This is a genomic window from Novipirellula herctigrandis (assembly GCA_007859835.1).
GTDB classification, from domain to species: domain Bacteria; phylum Planctomycetota; class Planctomycetia; order Pirellulales; family Pirellulaceae; genus Novipirellula_A; species Novipirellula_A herctigrandis.
This window is the reverse complement of the sequence record SJPJ01000002.1, coordinates 560264-581665: the sequence shown is the minus strand read 5'-3', so window position 1 is coordinate 581665 and position 21402 is coordinate 560264. Positions and strand designations below refer to the sequence as shown.

The 21402-nt window shown below is 53.2% G+C and carries 8 protein-coding genes; 5 read left to right on the top strand and 3 right to left on the bottom strand.

Translation table 11 applies throughout. From position 1 onward, the window contains the following. Positions 1–9216, bottom strand: a 9216-nt coding sequence (locus CA13_RS33000; protein WP_419195274.1) for a DUF4347 domain-containing protein, incomplete at its 3' end; no start/stop codon positions are given. Between the two features lie 338 nt (positions 9217–9554). Here CA13_RS33000 and CA13_RS32995 point away from each other — a divergent pair. The 5 genes from CA13_RS32995 to CA13_RS32975 are packed head-to-tail and all read left to right on the top strand — an operon-like array spanning position 9555 to position 17903. Further along, the gene (locus CA13_RS32995) at positions 9555–11429 is read left to right on the top strand and encodes a TolC family protein (RefSeq protein ID WP_146404349.1); all 1875 of its coding nucleotides are present in this window, start codon (positions 9555–9557) and stop codon (positions 11427–11429) included. Beyond that, positions 11426–13372 (top strand): preprotein translocase subunit SecA, encoded by a 1947-nt coding sequence (locus CA13_RS32990; protein ID WP_146404348.1) that lies wholly within the window; start codon positions 11426–11428, stop codon positions 13370–13372. The genes CA13_RS32995 and CA13_RS32990 overlap by 4 nt, the downstream gene beginning before the upstream one ends. Positions 13373–13416: 44 nt before the next feature. Continuing rightward, the gene (locus tag CA13_RS32985; RefSeq protein WP_146404347.1) at positions 13417–14274 is read left to right on the top strand and encodes an efflux RND transporter periplasmic adaptor subunit; all 858 of its coding nucleotides are present in this window, start codon (positions 13417–13419) and stop codon (positions 14272–14274) included. Positions 14275–14287: 13 nt separating this feature from the next. Next, positions 14288–15742 carry an efflux RND transporter periplasmic adaptor subunit gene (locus CA13_RS32980; RefSeq protein WP_146404346.1) on the top strand — a complete coding sequence of 485 codons (1455 nt, stop codon included), beginning with the start codon at positions 14288–14290 and terminating at the stop codon, positions 15740–15742. Further along, positions 15705–17903, top strand: coding sequence for a site-2 protease family protein (locus CA13_RS32975; RefSeq protein WP_146404345.1), 2199 nt, complete (start codon positions 15705–15707; stop codon positions 17901–17903). Before CA13_RS32980 ends, CA13_RS32975 begins: the two co-directional genes overlap by 38 nt. Before the next feature lie 104 nt (positions 17904–18007). On the opposite strand, the gene CA13_RS32970 is transcribed toward CA13_RS32975, so the two are convergent. Together CA13_RS32970 and CA13_RS32965 are read right to left on the bottom strand one after the other, a co-directional pair. Further along, positions 18008–20344, bottom strand: coding sequence for an ABC transporter permease (locus tag CA13_RS32970; protein ID WP_419195273.1), 2337 nt, complete (start codon positions 20342–20344; stop codon positions 18008–18010). Next, complete coding sequence (locus CA13_RS32965; RefSeq protein WP_419195272.1) at positions 20341–21390, bottom strand: ABC transporter ATP-binding protein; 1050 nt, start codon at positions 21388–21390, stop codon at positions 20341–20343. The genes CA13_RS32970 and CA13_RS32965 overlap by 4 nt, the downstream gene beginning before the upstream one ends. Between the last annotated feature and the right edge of the window lie 12 nt (positions 21391–21402).

The window sequence follows — 21402 nt, the reverse complement described above, 5'->3', positions numbered from 1 at the left end:
TAGGAATGTCCCGGTGGTCGCCGCAAAACGCAATACGCTGTCGCCGGTGTAACTACTCAACAACAATTCGTTCTGCAGATAGGTCCCGTCTTCGTCCGTGGCAGAGGCGAGGATGTTATACGTGTATCCGATCTCGCCATAGACGTGACTCGCCGTCGACGGGTTACCCACGATCGTCTCGATCGAACCATCGCCCCAGTTGATCGTCCATGAGGCAATCGTATCACTGCCAGGGTCAACTGCACTGAGATTCAATAAGTAGCTCGTTCCATTGACGACCGTCGTCGCACCTGAAACGGTTAATGTTGGCGCGACGTTGTTGACCGTTACATTCACGGTCGTCGTATCGACACCCCCTCTGCCATCCCTGACTTGCAAGCCGATTGTGTAGCTGCCGTCATCATTGATCAGAAAGTTTTGCAGCGTGGCCCAGTCGATCGTCGGTGTCGCTGTCGTTGGTTCGTCAGTGTCACCGAAATCGCCGTCGTTATCCAAGTCCCAGGCATAACTAAGCGTATCGCCGTCGGGATCACTGGAACCGCTACCGACGAGGCTCAATGAATCGCCTTCGTTGATCGTGTAGGTGCCCCCGGCATCGGCCGTGGGAGCTTGGTTCGGATCCGTCACTGTGACCGTAGCTGTAGCGGCCGCAGAGACCGAAGCCCCGTCACTAGCCACATAGTCAAAAGTATCGGTGCCGGTAAATCCGGTGTCAGGGGTGTAAGTAAAGGTTCCGTCAAACTGGATGTTGGCGACTTGTATTTCGTCGTCAGCAGAGATCACAAGCTGAGTTCCATCGGGCGACCAAGACAATTCAATCTCGACCGCAGCCGTGGTTCCCAGAGAAACCTGATTACTGCCGTCCGCGTTCATCACGAACACATCGTTGTTACCGTTGCGGTCCGACACAAAGGCAATCCGCGAACCATCGGGGGACCAAGCGGGCTGAATGTCGGCCCCGAGATCCGAGGTCAGTTGAATTTGGTTGCTGCCATCGGCATCCATCACGTAGATATCAGGGTTGCCGTCACGTGATGTTCGGAACACGAGTTTCGATCCATCGGGGGACCATTCTGCGGACCGATCGACAGCACCCGCGAATGTCAACTGAGTGGGAATGCCGCTGCCGTCGGAGTTGGTTACCCAAATTTCATACGCACCCGTGCGATTGGAACCAAAGGCGATTTTTGTTCCATCCGGCGACCAAGCCGGAGTGTGATCGACGCCACCATCGTTTGTGAGTCGTAGTAACTCCGTACCGTCGCTCGCATCGATGATGACAACCTCATCGTTGACGTAACGATCCGACGTCACTGCCAACTTCGTACTGTCGGGTGACCAAGCCGGTTGATGGCTTTTGACTCCGGCATCAGTGGTCAGCTGTGCGACTCCGCTGCCATCGGAATTCATCACATAGATTTGCCGGTCACCGGTGACGCCACTGAAGAAGGCAATCTTCGATCCGTCGGGCGACCAGACTGGTTGGCCCTCGACTGCGACATCATTCGTCAGATTCGTGTATGTGCCCAGACTCAAGGGATCAAGCGTCAACACGCCGTTGCTTGGCCCAGTCACGACTTCGGCAACCAGCGTGTCAACTGGGTCCGTGTCGTTGTCCAACAGTCCCGATCCACTTCCGATCACCAAGGCGGTGTTTAGATCGGCCGCATAGTTGTCATCAGTCGCGTTCGGCGCCACGTTGTTAACGGTAACGGTTGTGGTTGCGAGATCAATACCACCATTTCCATCGCTGACGCGCAGCCCGATTGTGTAGGAGCCCTCGTTGTCAATGTTATAGCTTTGAAGCGACGCCCAACTGACAGTGGGTGTCGCGGTCGTTACATCGTAAGACAGATCACCATTGAGATCCCATTCGTACGACAACGTGTCTAAGTCCGAATCGGTTGACCCACTCGCGTCAAGATTCAGCGAGTCGCCTTCGTTGATCGTGTAGGAGCCCCCCGTGTCGGCATTGGGGGCCGTGTTGACCGCCGAAGCGGTTCCGAATTGTTTTGCATAAACGCCGTCTGAGTCGCCGGTGCCGTTGCCGGACCAGACGACGACAAAGTTGTCTGAGTCAAGCATCGCAACCGAGGTTTGGTTCTGAGTTCCACTGGTCGTCCCATTGATCAGGAACTCACCGCCAATCGCAGCGCCATTGCTATCGTACTTTTGACCAAAAATTCCATCAACATCGCCTGGCCCTTCGCCTTCCCACGTGATAATAAAGTTGCCACTAGCATCCATGTCGATCGACGGTGCCGTCTGGTTGTTGGCGGTCGTCGAGTTGACGGTGAACTCGGCTCCGATTGGCGTGCCGGTATTGTCATAGCGTCTCGCTTGCACATCTTTGGTCGTTAATCCGTCTCGCCAAACTGCGACAAAGGAACCATCATCGTGTAACGCAATCGATCCATTTCCTGCATTCACGCTGCTGTCGACATTCGTTTGAGTGCCCTGAGGAATCCCAGCGTTACTGAAGCGTCGGAAGTGGAAACCACCGGGATCGTCCCAGGTGATCACAAAATCGCCATGAGCATTAACGCTGATTGCCGCGTCATACTGAATGCTCGCTGTGCTCGTATTGACCAACACTTCCGCAGCATCCCTGGCAGTGCCGTCTGCGTTAAATCGCCGAACAAAAATGCCGTTTGCGTCACCAATACCTTCACCTTGCCACATGACGACGAAATTACCGAGGGAATCCATTCCGATCGACGAGTTCTTTTGTTCGCCGCTGGTGGTCGAATTGACAAGTAATTCATTGGTCACTGCAGTGCCAGTGGCATCATAGGCACGGGCATAGACGCCATGACTGGAGCCATCTTGGCCGTTCGCGGTCCAGGTAACGACAAATTCGCCCGTCGAATTCATTGCAACCGAGGCCCATTGCTCGTCATTGGTGTCGGTTTGAGTGACTCGGAATTCACCGCCCAGCGCTGAGCCATCCTTATCAAATCGCTGACCGTAAACGCCCCAGCCGGACGTGTCCTGAGCCTTACTGGACCAAACGACGACGTAATCGCCGTTGTTGGCGATGGCTACCGCGTGATCACTTCCGCGAGCCTCCGCCGAGGTTTCCTGGATATCGTTGGTCTCGGTGTTGACGAAAGTTTCATTCTTGTCTGCAAGCTCCGCAGTCACGGTGACCTGGAAGGTCGATTCGACGAACTTGCCACCGGTGTCGACCGCTCGCAGCGTGATATTGGCTTGCCCCGTTTCCCCCGCACCGTAGGTCAGCATCAACTGACCGGCCGGTGCATTGATCGATGTCGATACAAGTGTGGCATTCGAATTGTTAGTAACGGAGTAAGTTAATGCGGTGTCAAGGTCTTCGGCATCGGCAAACGTCGCAAACAAATCGATCGTCGTTGACGACGCGTCTTGCTGCACCGCGATATCACCGAATCCCGTTGACGTTGGCGCCGCATTGACACTCGCCGTTCCGTCATACTCGATCTGAATGTTGTCTGCATAGAAATAGCTTTCGACCTCACCCGAACCAATGAAACGGATCATCGTGTCATCGGCGGCATAGCTCAAAATGTCAAAGCTTTGGCTAGTGTAACTGCCGTCGGTGGTGTTTAAATTGTATGTTTGCAGTGTCGTCCAACTGCTGCCACCGTTGCCTGAGACTTCAACCGATACACTGCCACCTGATTCGTCGAGCATGGTACGGCGATAGTCAAACGTCAATGTTGCCGCGTTTGCACCCGAGAGGTTTGCTTCACGTTGGACGCCCCGGCCATCAAGTGTAACCTCGTCGCCACCAATACGAAGTGCATTGGTCGTGTCACTGCTAACGACACGGATACGGCCTGAATTGGTTCCATCGGATTCACCGAGTTCTTGCCAACTTCCATCGAAGTCCTTGGTACCATCATTACCTGCGTAGTCAACCGCGTTGAACTGATCAAGAAGTGTTGAAATCGGACCGGTTGCTACTGCATTGACGGAAAATTCGGATGTATTGCCGCTTTGATCGGTGGCGGTAGCCGTGATGAATTCACCAGCCGCCACCGAAGCGTTACTAAGGAATTCACTGATTGTCGCGTCGCCACTTACGTTCGTTGCAATCGAAACCGATCCAAGATAGCGTTCGGCTTCGCCCGATCCACTGGCATCCGCTGTGCTGCTGGCAAAGAAGTCAACTTCATAGGTCGAACTGGACGCGCTATTGAACGTCCCTGTCAAAGTCAGGTCGGTTCCGGTAACAATGGCACTCGTTAGGACGGGAGTGTTTTGCAGATTGTTCACTCCCGTATCGGCGTCACCGACGTCGTTTGCGGTGACTCCATTCGCTGCCAGATCAATCCCCAAACCAGTATTGCTGTAGATGGTGTTTGCACGCAGTTCATTGCCAGTACCGAATCGAACATCAATGCCATCACCCAAGTTGTAGGCGATGACGTTCCCTTCACCTGTATTCGCACCACCGATTAGATTGCCGGACGGATTGCCAATGGTGGAGGGGATGACTGTGTCATTCTTGTTATTGAATCGAATTCCGCCGCTCGAGTTTCCAAGATTGAGTGTTGCTGCAGCGTCGGTGCCGATGAAGTTACCCTGAACCGTGTTGCCCGTTGCGTTGACTCCGGCGATGTTAATCCCGAAGGATCCATGGCCGCTGATGACGTTTCCGTTTCCAACAGAACCGATAACGTTATCGGGGGCATCTTCAAAATTGACTCCGTGTTGACCATTGCTCAGCACAGTCGTACCGTCGGATGCGATTCCAATTAGGTTATTGAAGATTTGGTGTCCAGTCGTAGTACTGCCAGAAAGCTCGATTCCGTCATTGAGGTTTCCGGAAATGACGTTGCCATGAGCCGCAGTGGGTCCACCGATCATCGTGTTGGTTGCACCACCGGCAATATAGATGCCTTGGGTCGAATTTGCGCGGGCGATCATGCCGGTGGGGTCCGTGCCGATATAGTTGCTGACAATGATGTTTCCTATCGAGCCCGCTCCAACGATATTAATTCCATCACCAAGAAGCCCGCCGTTGTCGCCAATCACGTTGCCTTCATTGGCACCGATTCCGCCGATCTGGTTATTCGCAGAGTTCGTTATTTGCAAACCATTGCTACTATTTCCTGCACCGGTACCATCGACATCAACGCCGATGTAGTTGCCTAGGATTGTGTTGCTGCCGCCTCCGGAAAGAAAAATGCCGTCTCCGCCGAAGTTGATAACAGCAAAGCCTTTAATGGTACTGCCGCCGGAGGTGACGGTGATTCCATCCAGAGAACCCGATAATAGATTTCCGTCAATCACGACGTTGGGCGTCGATGCGTAATCAGGTTCGCTGGTCGCATCAATGACAACAGCATCGGTGATCGTGGGTAACTGGCCAAGCGCGTTAGCCAGTTCGATAACGTGTGGTCCGGTGCCGGCGATGTCAAAGAGAATTTGATCTGCTGCTGCGGCATTGGCCGTGTTGTTCGCCGCTTCCATTGCTTCACGTAGCGAAATTTCGCCGTCGGCGCCTCGGCTTCCGAACAGACTAACAAGGCTGGTGGTATCGCCATCGAGGGTATCATCCGTGGTTGTGACCGTTATTTGATTGGCCACGTGAGCAGCACTAAACTCCGAGGTACTGCCATAGAACCCACCGCCGCGATCTTCGGTAGTGGTTGCTGTGATACCCGCGATTGCTGTCGCAGTCACGCCGGTGAGTGTGGCTCGATAGGATTGCGATCCTGCTGCGCCAGCAGAGATAATGGTTGTTGCGCCCAGAAACGCTTGAGCTTCCCCGTAGCCTGAGGGGTCGGCACCAGCGGGATTCTCAAAGAACTCAATCCGGTACGTTCCCGCCGCCAAATCGGCATCAAAAACGATACCCAAGTCAGCACCGTTTTGAACCACTGCCTTGATGACGGGGAAATTCATCAAGTCATTCGTGCCCGTGTCTACATCGTCGACGTCATTTGCCGACACCGAATCGGAATCGATATCAATTCCCAGTGCGTCATTGCTAAATATGGTGTTTCCCAGAATGGAATTGCCGGTCGCGGAGGAAAGCACTCTCACGCCGTCCTCACCGCTAAATGCGATCACGTTCCCTTCGCCTGCATTGACTCCGCCAATTGCGTTATCAATGGCACCGTTTTGGATAAGAATGCCGTGCGTGTCGTTTCCAAGATCAAGGATGCCACCGGAATTCGTACCAATCAAGTTGCCTTGAACAATATTGTCATTGCTGCCGGCATTTGTGATTTCAACTCCGGCAAAGCCGTTTCCACCGACGATATTTCCTTCGGCAACCGTCGTACCACCGATCGTGTTAGCGGCGGCACCGCCCCCAATTTGAATTCCCTGTGATGTGTTCCCGATAGTGGTCGTCGCGGTAGCATCAACACCTACGAAGTTGCCTGCAATGACGTTGCCTGTCGTGCCGCCGTCCCAAAGTTGAATCCCATTGGTGTTTCCGGAAACCACATTCCCTAGTCCTGCACCGCCAATGGTATTGCTGGATGCCGCACCGCCGATGTTGACTCCCGCCAAACTGTTTCCGACAGCATCGTCGCCTTCGACATCGACGCCGATGTAGTTCATTTGGACGAGGTTGTTGTTGGATCCGGCATCTTGGATTCGGATACCGTTGTTGCTGTTCCCGCTGATGATATTGCGGGCCGACGCAGTGTTTCCGCCAATCGTATTGGACGCGGCACCTGCCATGATCACAACGCCGTTGTTGGTGTTTCCCAAAGCGGTATGCCCACCCAGGTCGACGCCGATGAAGTTGCCAACAATCGCATTCCCCGTTGCCGAACCACCGCTGAGAACAACGCCACTGCTATTGTTCCCCGAAATGATATTGCGATCGGATTCCGTTAAGCCACCGATGGTATTGTTCGCACCATAGACGAGTACACCATTTCCAGTGTTCTGCGTCCCTGCGCCCGAATCAGTACCGCTGCTGTTGAGCCGTCCGATGTAATTACCAACGATGGTGTTATTGTCAGAGCCTGCTTGGATCTCGATGCCGTCGCCATCCCAGTCACTGATGACAAAACCACGGATGGTGGTGCCATCGGCCGTAGCGGAGAGCACGAATCCATCGTTAGCCGCACCACTGGATGATCCGTCAAGTGTGATTGCGGGTCGATTTCCATTGGCAGCGAAACTATCGTCGGTGGTTGCATCGATCGTGACTCTTTCAGTAATCGTTGGCAAAGCACCAATCGGCGTAATGATATGGACGCCGGTGCCAGCGATGCTAAAAGTGATGATGTCGGCACCCGTCGATGCATTGGCGTCGATAATCGCCTGTCGCAGTGATCCGGCACCACTGTCGGCGGTCGTGGTCACGACAAAAGTCGCACTCGCGGCTTCAAACGCCCCGATATCCGGTGAAATATCGCGAGTCATGCCTCGTTGATCTACCGCAGGAGCCCCCGTCGTGGCCCCCGTGTTGATAGCGGGGCTACCGGTGAGCAACGCGTGCGTCCGTGGGAATCCACCGTTGTCAGCTAAGGCCGCCAATAAGGGCGATTGTCCTGTGATATCGCTGCCGCCGAAACCCGTGGCCGTACCAACGTCGCCGATCAGGTTATTACCAGAACTAACAAAATCGCCTTGAACATCTGGATTCGCGGTTCCTGCCGTGTTGCCAGCGACGATCGTATTGAGTAGATCAGGAATGGGGCCGCCAGTGCTCCAAATCCCACCGCCGGTATCCGCCGAGTTCAGAGTGATCGTCGAGTTAACGATGGTGAGGGAGCTATTCTTGTTGTAAATGCCTCCTCCATTGGTCACGGCTTGGTTATTGCTGATGGTCACATTGGTCAGCGACATCGAAATGGAACTGTTTTCGTTATAGATAGCGCCGCCGAGACCAGCTCCATTTTCGGTGAGGGTCACACGATTAAGCGTTGCGGTTCCATCGTTAAAGATCCCTCCACCACTGTTGGTTGATCCGGTACCACCATTTTGAAAGATCTCGACATCGGTCAGCGTCATTGTGCCCGCGTTGTAGATCCCGGCTCCCTCGGTCGCGCCATTGTCGGTCACGTCGACATGGTCAAGCGTCAATTCTGCTGCTGCGTCGGCAACATGAATTCCACCGCCGTAGTCACCGATCACCCCGGCAGTAACAGTCAAATCCGACATCACTAGGTGTGCGCCGTGGACTTCGAAAACGCGGTCGTTATAGCCCGCATCGATGAACGTCGCTCCAGCACCGGCCCCCACTATTTTGACGTCACGAGTAATGTCCAAGTCGCCCGTTGCGGCTGCGTCTTCGCCGGTGGTGTTCAGCAGTCGTGTGTACGTCCCGGCTTGCAGCACGATCGTGACATCATCGCCAACGTTAGTGTTGGCCGCGATCACAGCCTCACGTAGCGAAGTGAATGCATCACCGCCGTTGACTACATCGTCGAAGGTATCCACGGTGATCGTGAGCGTTGCAAGTTTGTTATGCCACGTTTGCTGTAGATTTTCTGAGAAGGCAATACTCGACTCGATATCACCCGTCGTGTACTCAAGCAGCCAATCGCCTTGATAGTCGACATGCCCAGTGTCGTCATCACTGGCCGCAACATCGGCACCCGACAGGGCGCTGAGCGACTCAATCAGGGTTCGACCATCTTCGCTCGCTGCCAAATCGCATCCGTACAGCAACATGTCTGCATCGCTCGAAAGCGAGGATTGCCAGGAAGCGATTTGCCCGGCGTAGCCATCCAGATTGGATTGGCCGAGCCAAGTATTGCCAAGTTTTACCGCTCCGTCTTCGGCATGTGTCACCAAATGAATGGCAGTGACGTCCGTGCGAGAGCCGAGGATTTCTGTGATTTGGTCGACACCGTCGCGATCGGCATCCAAGACATACACATCCACATTTCGATCGGATTCATTTAGATCGCCGAGCAATTGTTCGATGTCCGAGACGCGCGAATCGATGATCACAATCTCGTTCGCTTGGTGAATCGCTAATTGGGCATGCTGCGACTCTGTTTCCGTCGATTCAACGGCATTGGCCGTCGCCGGTTCCAATTCAGCGACCATTGCGGTTGTATCTTCCCCCCCGTTGACTGTGGCCACGTCGATCGGCGCTGCACTGAACAAAATCCTAGGTTCCAGTGAGGCAAGGGATGTCGGATGCGGGGCGCGGTGGTTCCCTGGAAAACGCCCTGTTGAAGCACGCATGCGAGTTGCCGCTTCATCAAGAGTCAACAGCGTTTGCTGCCATAGATCGCGGAGCCAAAGGGACATGGGTTAGCTTGGGGAGGGGGGGGGTAAAGTGCGTTGTGCTTTCCGGCTTGATGTTGGGCTTGGAAATAAACGCGCAGAATCATCCATCGGAAACCTACCTGACCATTAGCAGGGCGGCTGGATGAGATCGAGCAGAAGGCTCAGGTAAGACAGGAAAGAGGTTCCGGTTGCGTAGCCAACGCAGGTTGTAAGACGCATGTGTTCAATACTGTGCAGATTTTCCCCTGAAGCGTCTTCACATCAATGTCCGTTTTTGCCGATTCTCACTGATATATGTGATTGCACGTTTATTCGGAAAGCCAAGTTATTCGGAATCCTCAGTCAGGGAAGACACACGGATGTGCTCGAATCGTCTCAATGATCGCAGCAAATACTCACGAGCATGCTGCGACATGCCGCGTGGGGTGGCGGCTGCGCTAACTGAGGCGAAACGGCTGGGAGGCGCCGTCGCAATCGCCGTTATTGTAGGGGTCGTTGCAATCACTGCGCGGACTGGGGCGGCACAGTACCCCATGCACGAGCCGATCGATAGTCGTGTCCAAGCATTACAAGAAAGGACGAACAACCACTTCTCGGTCTCGCTTGGTTCTTACCGCGAACGAGCTGCTAATTTACCTGATGCTGTTCTAGGCACGACCTCGGATCTTAGCCAAATGGTCGCAGTCCCACCGATGTGGTGGGAGCCATCGATGTCCACCTCACTTGGACTCGCACCTCAAACGCAACCAATTGATATTCATACTCTGATCACGATTGCATTGAGTTCGTCACCCTATGTTCAGTCGATCCTAACGGAACCCGAGATTCGACGTACGGAAATCACAATTGCGGACGCTGAATTTGATTCGATCGGCTTTGTTGAATCGAAATTCGTCGATACGAATGATCCGGTTGGAAGCGCTTTAACCACCGGTGACAGTTCCAGTCGATTCAAGGATGAAACGCTGATTGGCGGCGTTGGGATGCGTACTAAGACCCGCGCAGGTGGCCAATTCGAAATGGCACAGCGAGCGGGCTATCAAGAAAACAACTCAACATTTTTGATTCCTAATCCACAGGGGACGACGCGACTAGAATTCAGCTTCACTCAGCCGCTCATGAAAGATCGCGGCCGAGCGTTTAACCAAACTCGGATCGTCTTGGCACAACTCGACGTGAAACAAACCAGTAGCGAGGTTCGTGCGAACCTCGAACGACATTTGGTCGAAGTTGCACAAGCGTATTGGGAATTGTACCAAGCACGCGCCGAGTGGCTGCAACGCAACCGGCTACTTGCCTCGGCGGAAGAATTGCATTTGGTGCTTGTTTCGCGAAGTGGCATCGATTCGCACCAACGTCAAGTGCTGCGAGCCAGTACAGCGGTTGCGAGTCGCCGTAGCGATTTAGTTCGTGCCGAGTCACGCATTCGGAATACCCAATCGCGTCTGCGAATGCTGACGGGTTCATCGGTTTTGATGCACGCCCATTTACAGGAACTCGCGCCGCAGGACCAACCATTCATGATGCCAGTCGATTTATCGGTTCGTCAATCGGTGTTGACGGCTCTCGAATACCGCGCGGACATCAATCAATCGATCCGCCGTATTCAATCGATGTCGGTGCGCGTCGGTGCGGCAAAGAATCAAGTTTTGCCCCGGCTCGATTTGATCCTCAGTAGTTATGTTGCTGGTCTTGATGGCAATCGAAGTTCGTTGCAAGCGTTTGAGAACCAATTCAACGGCGGAACACCCAGTTACGCCGCAGGCATTTTATTCGAATTGCCGGTGGCGAATCGTGCAAGCCGCGCCCGGCTGACTCGCAACCGGCTTGAATTGAGCCGTGCGATGTACGAATTCAAACAAGCGACGGAGGTTGCCTTTACGGAAGTCGAAATCGCCGCTCGTGAGACGCAAACTGCGTTCGAAGAAATGCTTGTCAAAAACCAATCGATTGATGCTCAAAATCGCGAGGTTGCGTACTTGAAACAGCGATGGGAATTGTTGCCTGATCCGAATGAGTCCGCCGTCGTACTGATCGATGATTTGCTTGATGCCCAAGAACGGCTTGCAGACGAAGAACGTGCTTTTGTAACTGCGCAAGTTTCCTATGCGCTGTCATGGGTGAATTTGCGAAAGGCGATGGGAATTCTGCTTCAGTTTGGTGATTTGAGTGAACCCGCGTCGGAAGTGATCGAAAGTGAGCCGGTCGAATTCGAGGAGGAGCCATTGCCATGATCGCTCGATCGCTAGGTTCGTTGGATCGCTCCCAGAAGGCCAAAGCGACTAGGCGTAGTATGGCTTGTCGCGGTTCAATGGAACTCCAAATTCAATCGGCTTGGGATGTTGCGAAGTCTTTGGTGAATACCACGGATGCCGATTTGGCTAAGCACACCAACCGACTCCGGCACTTTGTTCGCTTCGAGAAAAAGACTCGGTTCGATCAATTGATTTCCCTCGCGGCGGGCGCCGTGATTGAATCCGTTCGGCGAGTGCTGGGTATCGATCTTTTTGATGTCCAATTGCACGCTGGAATTGTGGTTGCATCGGGAGCCGTTGCTGAGATGCAAACGGGCGAAGGGAAAACGCTTTCGGGGATTTTGCCTGCCTATGTGAAATCCTTGGTTGGACGTGGGGTTCATGTTGTGACCCCGAACGCTTACCTCGCACGTCGAGACCAAGAAAAACTTTCCTCCATTTTTCAGTTACTCGATGTTTCGACGGGGCTCGTACACGATGATGCGACTTCGGATGAGAATCGAATCGCCTATCAAGCGGATGTGACGTACGGGGCGGCGCACTGTTTTGGATTCGATTATCTGCGAGACCAGGTCGCGGCAAATCAAGCGTCCAGCGGACTAGGGCATCAACTGTATGCTCGGATTCAGCAATCATCGACCGGCCAAAGACCCGTTCAACGGGGGCTTTATGCAGCGATTGTTGACGAGGCGGATCATGTCTTGATCGACGATTGTGTTTCTCCTTTGATCTTAAGCAGTCATAGCGACGAACCTGCACTCGATGCCGGTATCTTCACAGCGGCACTCGATTTTAGTCGTGGGCTAGAATGCTCAAACCATTTTTACATGGATCCTTCGGACCGAACCGTTGAATTGTCCGAGGCTGGATATAGCAAGGTCTATGAACGGACCGGACTGGCAACCGATCCGCGGCTACAACGCCCGTGGCACGAATATGTCGTTTTGCTGTTGAGGGCGCAACACGCTTATCGCGCGAATGTCGACTACGTGATTCGGGACAACAAGATCAAGATTGTCGAATCTTCGACCGGGCGAATCTTTGAGGATCGAACATGGTCCGAAGGATTGCATCAAGCGGTGCAGGCAGTTGAGAGTTTGCCAATCACGGCGGAAACATCTGCACTCGCGAAGATCACTCGGCAAAGATACTTTCGTCACTACGAATTCCTCAGCGGAATGACGGGTACGGCGATCCCCTGCGAAAGGGAATTTGCATCGGTGTATGGACTCGCCGTGGGCATGATACCACTGCGTACCGAAAGTCGACGGGTTTTGCTTGAAGAACATCTCAGCCGCTCGAAAGTGGGGAAATGGATGGCGATTGCAGAGGAAACCGCACGTGAACACCGTAACGGACGTCCTGTCTTGATTGGCACGTCATCGATTGTCGCCAGTTTGGAAGTAGCCAAATGTCTCGAACAGAAGGGGCTTTCGTTCGAACTGCTCAATGGCATTCAAGACGCTGATGAAGCGAGCGTGATCGCCAAGGCTGGAAATAGTGGCGCGATCACTGTGGCTACAAACCTAGCAGGACGTGGTACCGACATACCGTTGAGCGAAGACGCACGCGAGCTCGGTGGATTACATGTCATCGTTTCGGAACGAAACCGATTGAATCGTGTCGACCGCCAATTGATTGGACGCGGTGCACGCTGTGGTGACCCGGGGTCGGCGCGCGTGTTTGTCTCTGCGGAAGATGATTTGGTTCAGTCGCTCGCACCATGGATTGGTCGTGCTGTTTTGCGACAGAACGATCTGTCTAGTCGAGTTGCGATCAAGCTTGCCCATCGACTTTTTGGCATCCAGAAATCGCAGCAGCGTGACGGTGCAATTCGTAGGTGGCGTTTGTTGAAACTTGACCAGGCAAACGAGAAGTTGCTTGAAAAAACAGATACGCCTGGTGGATGTGTCTCGCTATAGTTTTCGTGTTTTTTGATTCCTTGTTTGATACCGTGTTCTTTACCATGAAACGATTCTCTACTTCATTGCGATGCGTTCTGGTCGCGACCTGCTGCTTTCCAATGATGTGCGCGTTCGCAGAAGAGCTCGAAGGGTTTACCGAACCGTATCGACGCGTGGATGTTCCAGCGAACGAAATTGGTGTGCTTTCGCAAGTATTGGTCTGCGAGGGTGATAGTGTGTTGGCTTCTCAGTTGCTTGCTCGCTTAGACGACAGTGTTCTCCGCGCTTCGCTTGAGGTGGCTCGTGCCGCAAAGGATGCATTGGGGACACGCCGCGGTGCTGAAGCGGACGTGAAGATGCGGGAAAAACAATTGGCAAGCTACCGAGAGTTGCACGAACGAGGCAACGCGTCGGTTCGTGAGTTTGACCGCAGTGAATCCGAATACCAAAAAGCGATCGCACGGCTTCAAGCGATCGATGAAGATTTGGAAATTCGACGATTGGAATACGAGCGAGCAAAGGCTCAGGTGGAAAATCGCCGTATTGAGGCCCCTGTAGACGGCGTGGTTGTCGAGATCGTCAAGGACTCCGGCGAGTTTGTATCGCCAACGGATCCTATCGTCATGCAAGTGGTTCAGTTAGACCAATTGAAAGCCGTTTTCTCCGTTCCGCTCGCCTACTGCGACTACGTGAAAGTGGGCGAGACGATTGATATGCGAATCGGTCGGGCGAACCGGGCAATCAAGGGTGTGGTCGAGTATCTTTCACCCGTGGCGGATGCGGAGAGCGCATCGGTGCGAGTGAAAATTCGCATCGCGAACGAACAGCGAACGCTGCAAAGCGGTGTCGCGGTTCGATGGGTGTTGAACGCGCCGACCGTACGACTCAGCGAAACGGAACCACAAAACGGAACTAGGTGAGCCGACGCACCCAATGCCAAATTCTCTTGCCCTTGATGCTTTCTCGGACGCGTATGATCCTGCGTCGATTCCGCATGCGCAAAGCATTGATGACAAATTACGCATTTTGTCGATGGCAATTGAGCTACAATTGCATCTTGATTTGGCGTTAACCCTAGCGGATGCAGGAAACCGAATTTCGGATGAAATTGCTGCATTTTTAGGCGCCTCGCAAGTGCTGGTTGCATGGCGCGATGGAGCATTGCCCGATGTGGAATCCGAACACGGTGCGATATCATTCTCGATTGTCGGGCAAACGGAATCGGAGCCCCACGCAGGGCATTCGCTTGATACTCGCATCGCGTTGGCGACGCTTGAAGAAATCGCCCTCCGCGGTAGCCTCTCGGAGTGGCCAGCGGTCGAGGCAAACAATCGTCACTCACTCTTAGCAGTCGGACAGTTCGCAGATGCAATGCAATGCAAACGGATCATTGGCATAAGTCTCGTCAATGGCAATGGCGTCCGATGTGGCGCGATTCTGGTCGCTGATCCTGATGTCGCTCAGCAATCCGTTGCGGCGACTTTGCTTGACATTTTGCGATATCCAATCACGAGCAAGTTGTCGTCGATCAAGCGGGCTGCACCTAGCCGCCCCGAACGGTGGCTGCGTAATGCATCTGGATACATTCAATCATCACACAGCAAGGTGTTTGCTGCGGTGGCGATGGCATGTCTACTTCTTTTGTGCGTTCCACTAAAGTACAGCATCCGCTGCGAGTGCGAATTGCAAAGCGTTCACCGACGCTATATTGCTGCCCCAATCGATGCCCCGTTAGAACACACCTATGTTCGCCCCGGTGATGTGGTTGCGGCCGGTGACTTGTTGGCGACGATCGATTCTCGTGAAATTGATTTTGAACTTGCAGGGATTCATGCACAGTTAAGTCGAGCTGAACAGGAACGTCATCAAAAAGCCGTGGCCCACAAATTTGCTGATAGCAAGATCGCTTTTCTTGAAGTCGAACGGCTACGATTGCAAACGGAGTTGCTTGAATTTCAACGCGGCAATCTACAGGTGCGAAGTCCGATCGCAGGTGTTGTGGTCAGCGGTGATCATCGTGATTCCGAAGGGATTCCTTTGAAGGAAGGCGACACCCTCTATGAAATCGCGCCACTTGGTGAAGTGGTCGCGGAAGTCGCGATTGATGAACGTGAGTTTTTCAATGTGAAAGACGGGATGCCCGTGACGGTCACGCTGTTTGCTATTCCTAGTCGGACATTGCGAAGCCGCGTCGATCGAATTCACCCGCAAGCGGAATTGAACGACCACCAAAACGTCTTTATCGCAGAATCAACCATTCTCGACCCAGAGAACGTATTGCGACCTGGGATGCGAGGCTATGCGTGGATCGAAAGTGATCGTCGCGTGATAGGTTGGATTTTATTTCATCGTGCCTTCGGTGCTTTACGATCAACCGTGGGGTGGTAACTTGTCTCGTACAAATACGGTCGACCTCACCAAGACGCCAGTGCGGTTAGCGGACGATGTGAGAATTTGGCCCGTTCACGAACGAGGCGAACGGGTATATCGTTTTGAAATCCCCGAATTGCATCGCTTTTTTCGAGTAGGGTACGAAGAATACTTACTTGTATCACTACTGGATGGGAAGACGACGTTACCGCAGGCGTGCGGTTTGGCGGCGGCACAATTGGGTAGTCGAGCACCCACAACTGCTCAGGCACAATCGATTGTTCGCTGGCTTCTGCAAAACGAACTTGCGGTATTGTGCGATGAAAAACACCCTGTCCGTCAGCCCAGTCGTAATCGCTCACACGGTGAATCGCCGGGTTTTTTGAGGAAATTGAATCCGTTTTGGATCAAGGTTCCGCTGAGCCGATCAGATCGATGGATTCAACCGATCGGCAAAGTGGCGCGAGGCTTGTTTGCGCCTTTTGCGGTTGTCGTTGGTTTGGTTTGTATTCTGATCGGCGTGCTTTGCATACTATTGAATTGGAGCGAGTTCACTCAGGCGTCAGCGGAAGTCTTTTTGCCATCCAATTGGATCTGGTTATTGGCGATGTGGGCAATACTGAAGGTGGTTCACGAAATAGCGCATGCGGTCGCCGCCTATCGGCAAGGTGCCGCTGTCAGCGAAATAGGGGTTGTGTTTATTTTGTTCGCACCGCTTGCCTATGTGGATGTGACGAGTTGTTGGCGTCTGAATTCGCGTTGGTCACGCATCGCGGTCGCCGCGGCAGGGATGTATGTCGAATTGTTCATTGCCGCGATCGCCGCGGTCATGTGGTGCATTACCGATTCGGATATGGCCTCGTTTTTTCTGCATCGTCTCGTCTTTGCCGCTACCGTGTCAACGCTGTTGTTCAATGCTAACCCACTAATGCGTTTCGATGGCTATTTTATGTTGGCCGACTTAGTGGATATCTCGAATCTATATGCAGAGTCATCTACTACGGTCAAACGAATCGTTGCTCGCGCCATGTTTGGTGATTCTCCGCTTGCCAATACGCTTGTTGGTTGGAGACGTGCATTCTTGGTTATTTATGGTGTCCTAGCGATGTTGTGGCGGATGGTTATATGCACTTCGCTTCTGATTGCCGCATCGAACATGTTTGCTGGGGCCGGTGTGTTGATTGCTGTGTTCGGCATTTATGGTTGGTTCGCTGTGCCGATCAAGCAGTTTGCGAGTGAAGCTATCGAACTGTTTCAGTTTGATCGGGCAAAATTCGCTCGGGGAGCAGTCGTCGGATCGGTGTCAATCGTCTTGGGGGGACTGCTGATATTGTGGATGCCAATACCCACTCTAACGCGAGCCTCGGCGGTAGTGCGGTATTTACCCGAAACGGTCGTGCGAAGTCGAGCAAGTGGTTTTGTTTCGACGGTCCGCGTCGAGGGAGGGGGGTGGGTGAGCAAAGGTGACGTGATGATGGAAATCACCGACCCCGCACTGCAAAATCGACGACGACAGCTCGAATTGGAACTTGAACAGAACGCGATACGAATGCGTCAAGCGGTCGACCAAAAAAACGAAAGTGTGAAACACGTTCTGAGTGAAAATCGAAAAGCGATGCAAGATCGTCTTTCCCAAGTGTCGGAGCAATGTGATGGATTGAAAGTCATCGCGGAGCGAGATGGAGAAGTGATCGGGCGCGGATTGGAGGAGAAGATCGGAACCTACGTTCGCGAGGGTGACGTGTTGTTTTGGCTTGTTGGCGATGAAGACAAGGAGGTCATTGCGTTAGTCGATCAAGGTGACATTGAGCATGCTCGTGCCGTAGTCGGCAAGCAAGTGACCGTTCACTCCAAAGACGGAAGTAGAGCATCGGGTTGGTTTGAAGACCTTCAACCGCGTGCGACGGATCGTTTGAGTATTGCGTCGCTTTCAGCAACCGAGTCAGGCCCGTTGGCAGTGCGAACCGACAACCGTGATGGTGAGACATTGCGATTGGTGGAGCCTCATTTCTTGGCTCGTATTCGGTTCCAAGACACTACTGATTCTTCGTCCACACCTGCCGCGGGAACTCGGGTGGAAGTGGCACTGCAAACGCGAACCGATTCGTTGGCTCAGCGGGTAAACAAAATGGTTCGGCAATTGTGGTATCGGGCCAATATGGTGGCGCGGACACCATAGATCGCAGGCGAGCAATACTCGCAAGTATGCAAGAAAGGTTCGTCGCGTTTGCCAGAGGAAACCGCCCACTTCGACGTTCGACGGTGAGCGTTCTGTCGTGATCGTTAGAAATCTCGCCGCGTGAAGTAGTAACAACTTAGCGAAATCATCGCGATGATAAAGATTCCGCAGCTAAGTATCGGGCTGAGGATCTTGTAGCGAATTTGTTCCGCAGGCCCTGATCCATCGCGGTGCATCGTGACGGCGGACTCACCGCTAATGATCGCTGCAATGGTGCCGCCTACTTCGCCCGTTTGGGGTGTGATTGTTCGCAACGGTGTTATCAAATATCGACTGACTTTGCGCCAAGTCGACAACTGAGGGCGTAGTTGGCGGCGAGGCGACAACGTTTGTGAATCCAGTACATCGATTCGATCAACATGGTGTGCGAGAACAAACCGTTGCGTTCGGGGGTCGAAGCCAATTGTTTCGATTTTTGAGTTTGGCAATGTCTTTTGCCAATCCCATTCGGAGGTCGCATCGGAGTGTGAAAGGATTCGGCACCGCTGGTCACTCGTTAGAACTGCAAACCGCCTAGCGTCATCAAGACTAATCACCAGCAGAGGCGTTAAATCGTTGGGGATTTCAATTGAAACGGGATCGGTCAGTGAGCCATTTGCGAACAGCATTAGCTCGTTCTTTTCGGTAGCCAGCAGCAGGTGCGATTGATTAATCGCTAATGATGCAATTCGAGGCAATTCGCCCGCGAGCGTTTTTGACGCCGTGATTGTCCATGACGGTTCAACTTCGGGGCGGCGCTCAAGAAGATATAATTGCTTGCCACTTAACAATGCTAACCGGTTGCCACTCGAATCGATCGCGAGTGTACGCGGTGGCGATAGGACGATGGAGCTTGGCAATAGATTCTCGAACCCTTCGGTGGGCACGCCCATCATATTAGAAAGCTTTGCCATCCAATCGGGTTTTGCTTTTGTTTTGTCACTCGCAGCTTTCGAATCAGGGTCGATCGCTTGCTTTACTTTTCGTTGTGAGGTGATGGCAATGTCGCTGGTGTTGGCAGCGACAATATCATCCGCTCCAACGAGCAGGCGAGTCGTCGCAGTGGGGAGTCGTAGACTTGGCTGAGGCCGCCATTGGTTCGCTTCGCTGAGGACCAGCAGGTCAAACGCGCCCATGCCAAACACATTCATTCGTCCGCCGTCAACATGTGCCGTTGCGATGCTGCCATCGTTGAGCGTCACGGGTGGTAGCACGCGATCTGAACCGATCGCTTCCGATTCAAAAATCTCTTCCCATTGACTTGTTTCCTCTTGCCATCGCAACAATCCTTCGCCGCGAGTGGTTACAAAGACTTGGTCGCCGGAGAGGGCGACCGTTTTGATGGAATCGGGACGACTGACAAAGGCGTCGAATAGGCCTCCGACCCATCCGATGACGATGCAAAAGACAGCGAAAATACATGTAACGCCAATTGCCAAAATCGGTGACCGCCAACGAAGGCCTGCGAAAACCGACACACTGTAAAAAACTGCGAAAACGAACACAAAAACAGGAATGCTCAATAGCAAACGAGCGTTCCAAACATCCAGTCTCAATCCGGCAATGAAGTAAAGACCAACGACCAATTGGACCACGCACAGACAGACGAACGCACATCCCCCAATGAACTTGCTGATCAGAAGCATCCAACGAGAAATGGGTTTGCTAAGCAACAGATGCAGGGAGCCCGGTTGCAACATGTCCGGAACAATCGACGCGGTGACAAGAATCCCTAGGAACACCAAGATGTATCCAAGAAGCCATTTGATGATCGTCGGAAAGACCATTTGGTTGAGGACAATCAGAAACTGCGTCTTGTCAATTGCCAACCGTGCTGGGAAATCGAACCCAGCGTAGGTCATCCGAATCGAGCGTGCGGAGCGTCCTTCGAATACGCCCGGTAAAGCCGCTTCTATACGCAATCGTGTTTGGCGTTTTCGCTGTGAATCGCTGAGTTGGCCGTCGAGCGATTCGTCGAGTACTCGAAGCTCACGCAGTCGAACGGTCGATTGCCACGCCTGGGCGTCGTACCACGAGTCATCGTCGAACAATTCGTTTAAAGCATCCGATAGTGTGCTATACCAAATTCGAACGTCTTCCCCTTCACCGACTTGTCGCAATTGACGTTTCAAATCTTCAGGGAGTGCCCTGGCGATTCGACCAACCGGTTGATTGGTTTTGCTAGAGTCGGCGAGCCCCTGGGCCAACATCGCTTTGAGTCTCGATGCATTGTCGAGATCACGATCAACGAATGTCGTCGTGTAGTCTTCGCGGTAGCCGATCGGTGCCAACGCTCCTAGCAGTAGCCAGATCGCAAAGAAGGCAATCCACAAAATCCGCGAGGAGAGTGCGGAGTGAAACGAGTCGATGATGACAGCGACGTAGGGCAGTAACCGTTTCACGTGTTGGCCTCGATGGAAGCCGTTGAGCCTGTGATTGGAGCAATCGACATTTCTGGTTCCGGCACCAAACCGTCCGCACCATCCTGTGTTTCGCTCATTCGTACCGCTTCCATAAAGGTATCTTCGAGCGATGCATGTTTGAGAGTCAATCCGCGCAACGAAAGACCTGCTTCGCGAATACGATCGACCGCATGGTTCACTTGGTCTTGAGTGGAAAGTGGCAGAATGAAACGCATCACTGGGCCCCAGTGCAAATGCTCATCGAGAAGTAGTTCCGGAAAGTTGTGTCGTAGTGCAAGCGCGAGTTCTTCTTGCGAGGCGTTGTTTTGAGTTACCTCGAACTGTACTTCCGAAAAACTCTCGCTACGAACGAGGTCGTCGATACGGCCCACGGCACAAATTTTCCCTTTAGCCATAATTGCAACGCGAGAACAGATGAGTTCGACTTCCTGCAAAATATGACTGTTCAAGAAGATCGTTTTTCCCGATTCACGAAGTCGGTCGATCACCATTCGGACTTCGTTTCGTCCAACGGGATCGAGGCCATCGGTGGGCTCGTCGAGTACGAGTAGGTCGGGGTCATGCATCAGTGCTTGGGCGAGCCCAAGGCGTTGGTACATTCCCTTGCTGAATTGACGAACCGATTCACGATCACGGCCTTCGAGGCCAACCAATTCAAGCAATTCATCGCTACGGCGAGTGATTTCCGCTGCCGACATGCGGCTCATTCGGCCGTAATATCTCAGTGCGGATCTAGCCGTATGATGGCGGTCGACGCGCAATGATTCCGGCAAATAGCCGACTTGCATTCTCGCGTCTGTGCTGCCGGCTGGTTTCCCAAACAAAGATGCGGTGCCAGATGAGCTTCGCACGACACCAAGTAAGATCTTGATCAGCGTGGTTTTGCCGGCACCATTGGGGCCAAGCAGTCCGAACACCTCGCCGCGAAATGCGTCCAACGAAACGCCTCGGAGCGCATTGACGACCTTCCGCCCCCGAAAGGACCAACCCGAGTATGTCTTGGTTAGATCGCGTACGTGGACCACGCTTGTAGTTGA

Excerpts from the sequence above, each read along its gene's own strand:
- CA13_RS32980 (WP_146404346.1), top strand. The coding sequence starts at position 14,288 with ATGCCAAATTCTCTTGCCCTTGATGCTTTCTCGGACGCGTATGATCCT.
- CA13_RS32995 (WP_146404349.1), top strand. The coding sequence starts at position 9,555 with ATGTGCTCGAATCGTCTCAATGATCGCAGCAAATACTCACGAGCATGC.
- CA13_RS32990 (WP_146404348.1), top strand. The coding sequence starts at position 11,426 with ATGATCGCTCGATCGCTAGGTTCGTTGGATCGCTCCCAGAAGGCCAAA.
- CA13_RS32985 (WP_146404347.1), top strand. The coding sequence starts at position 13,417 with ATGAAACGATTCTCTACTTCATTGCGATGCGTTCTGGTCGCGACCTGC.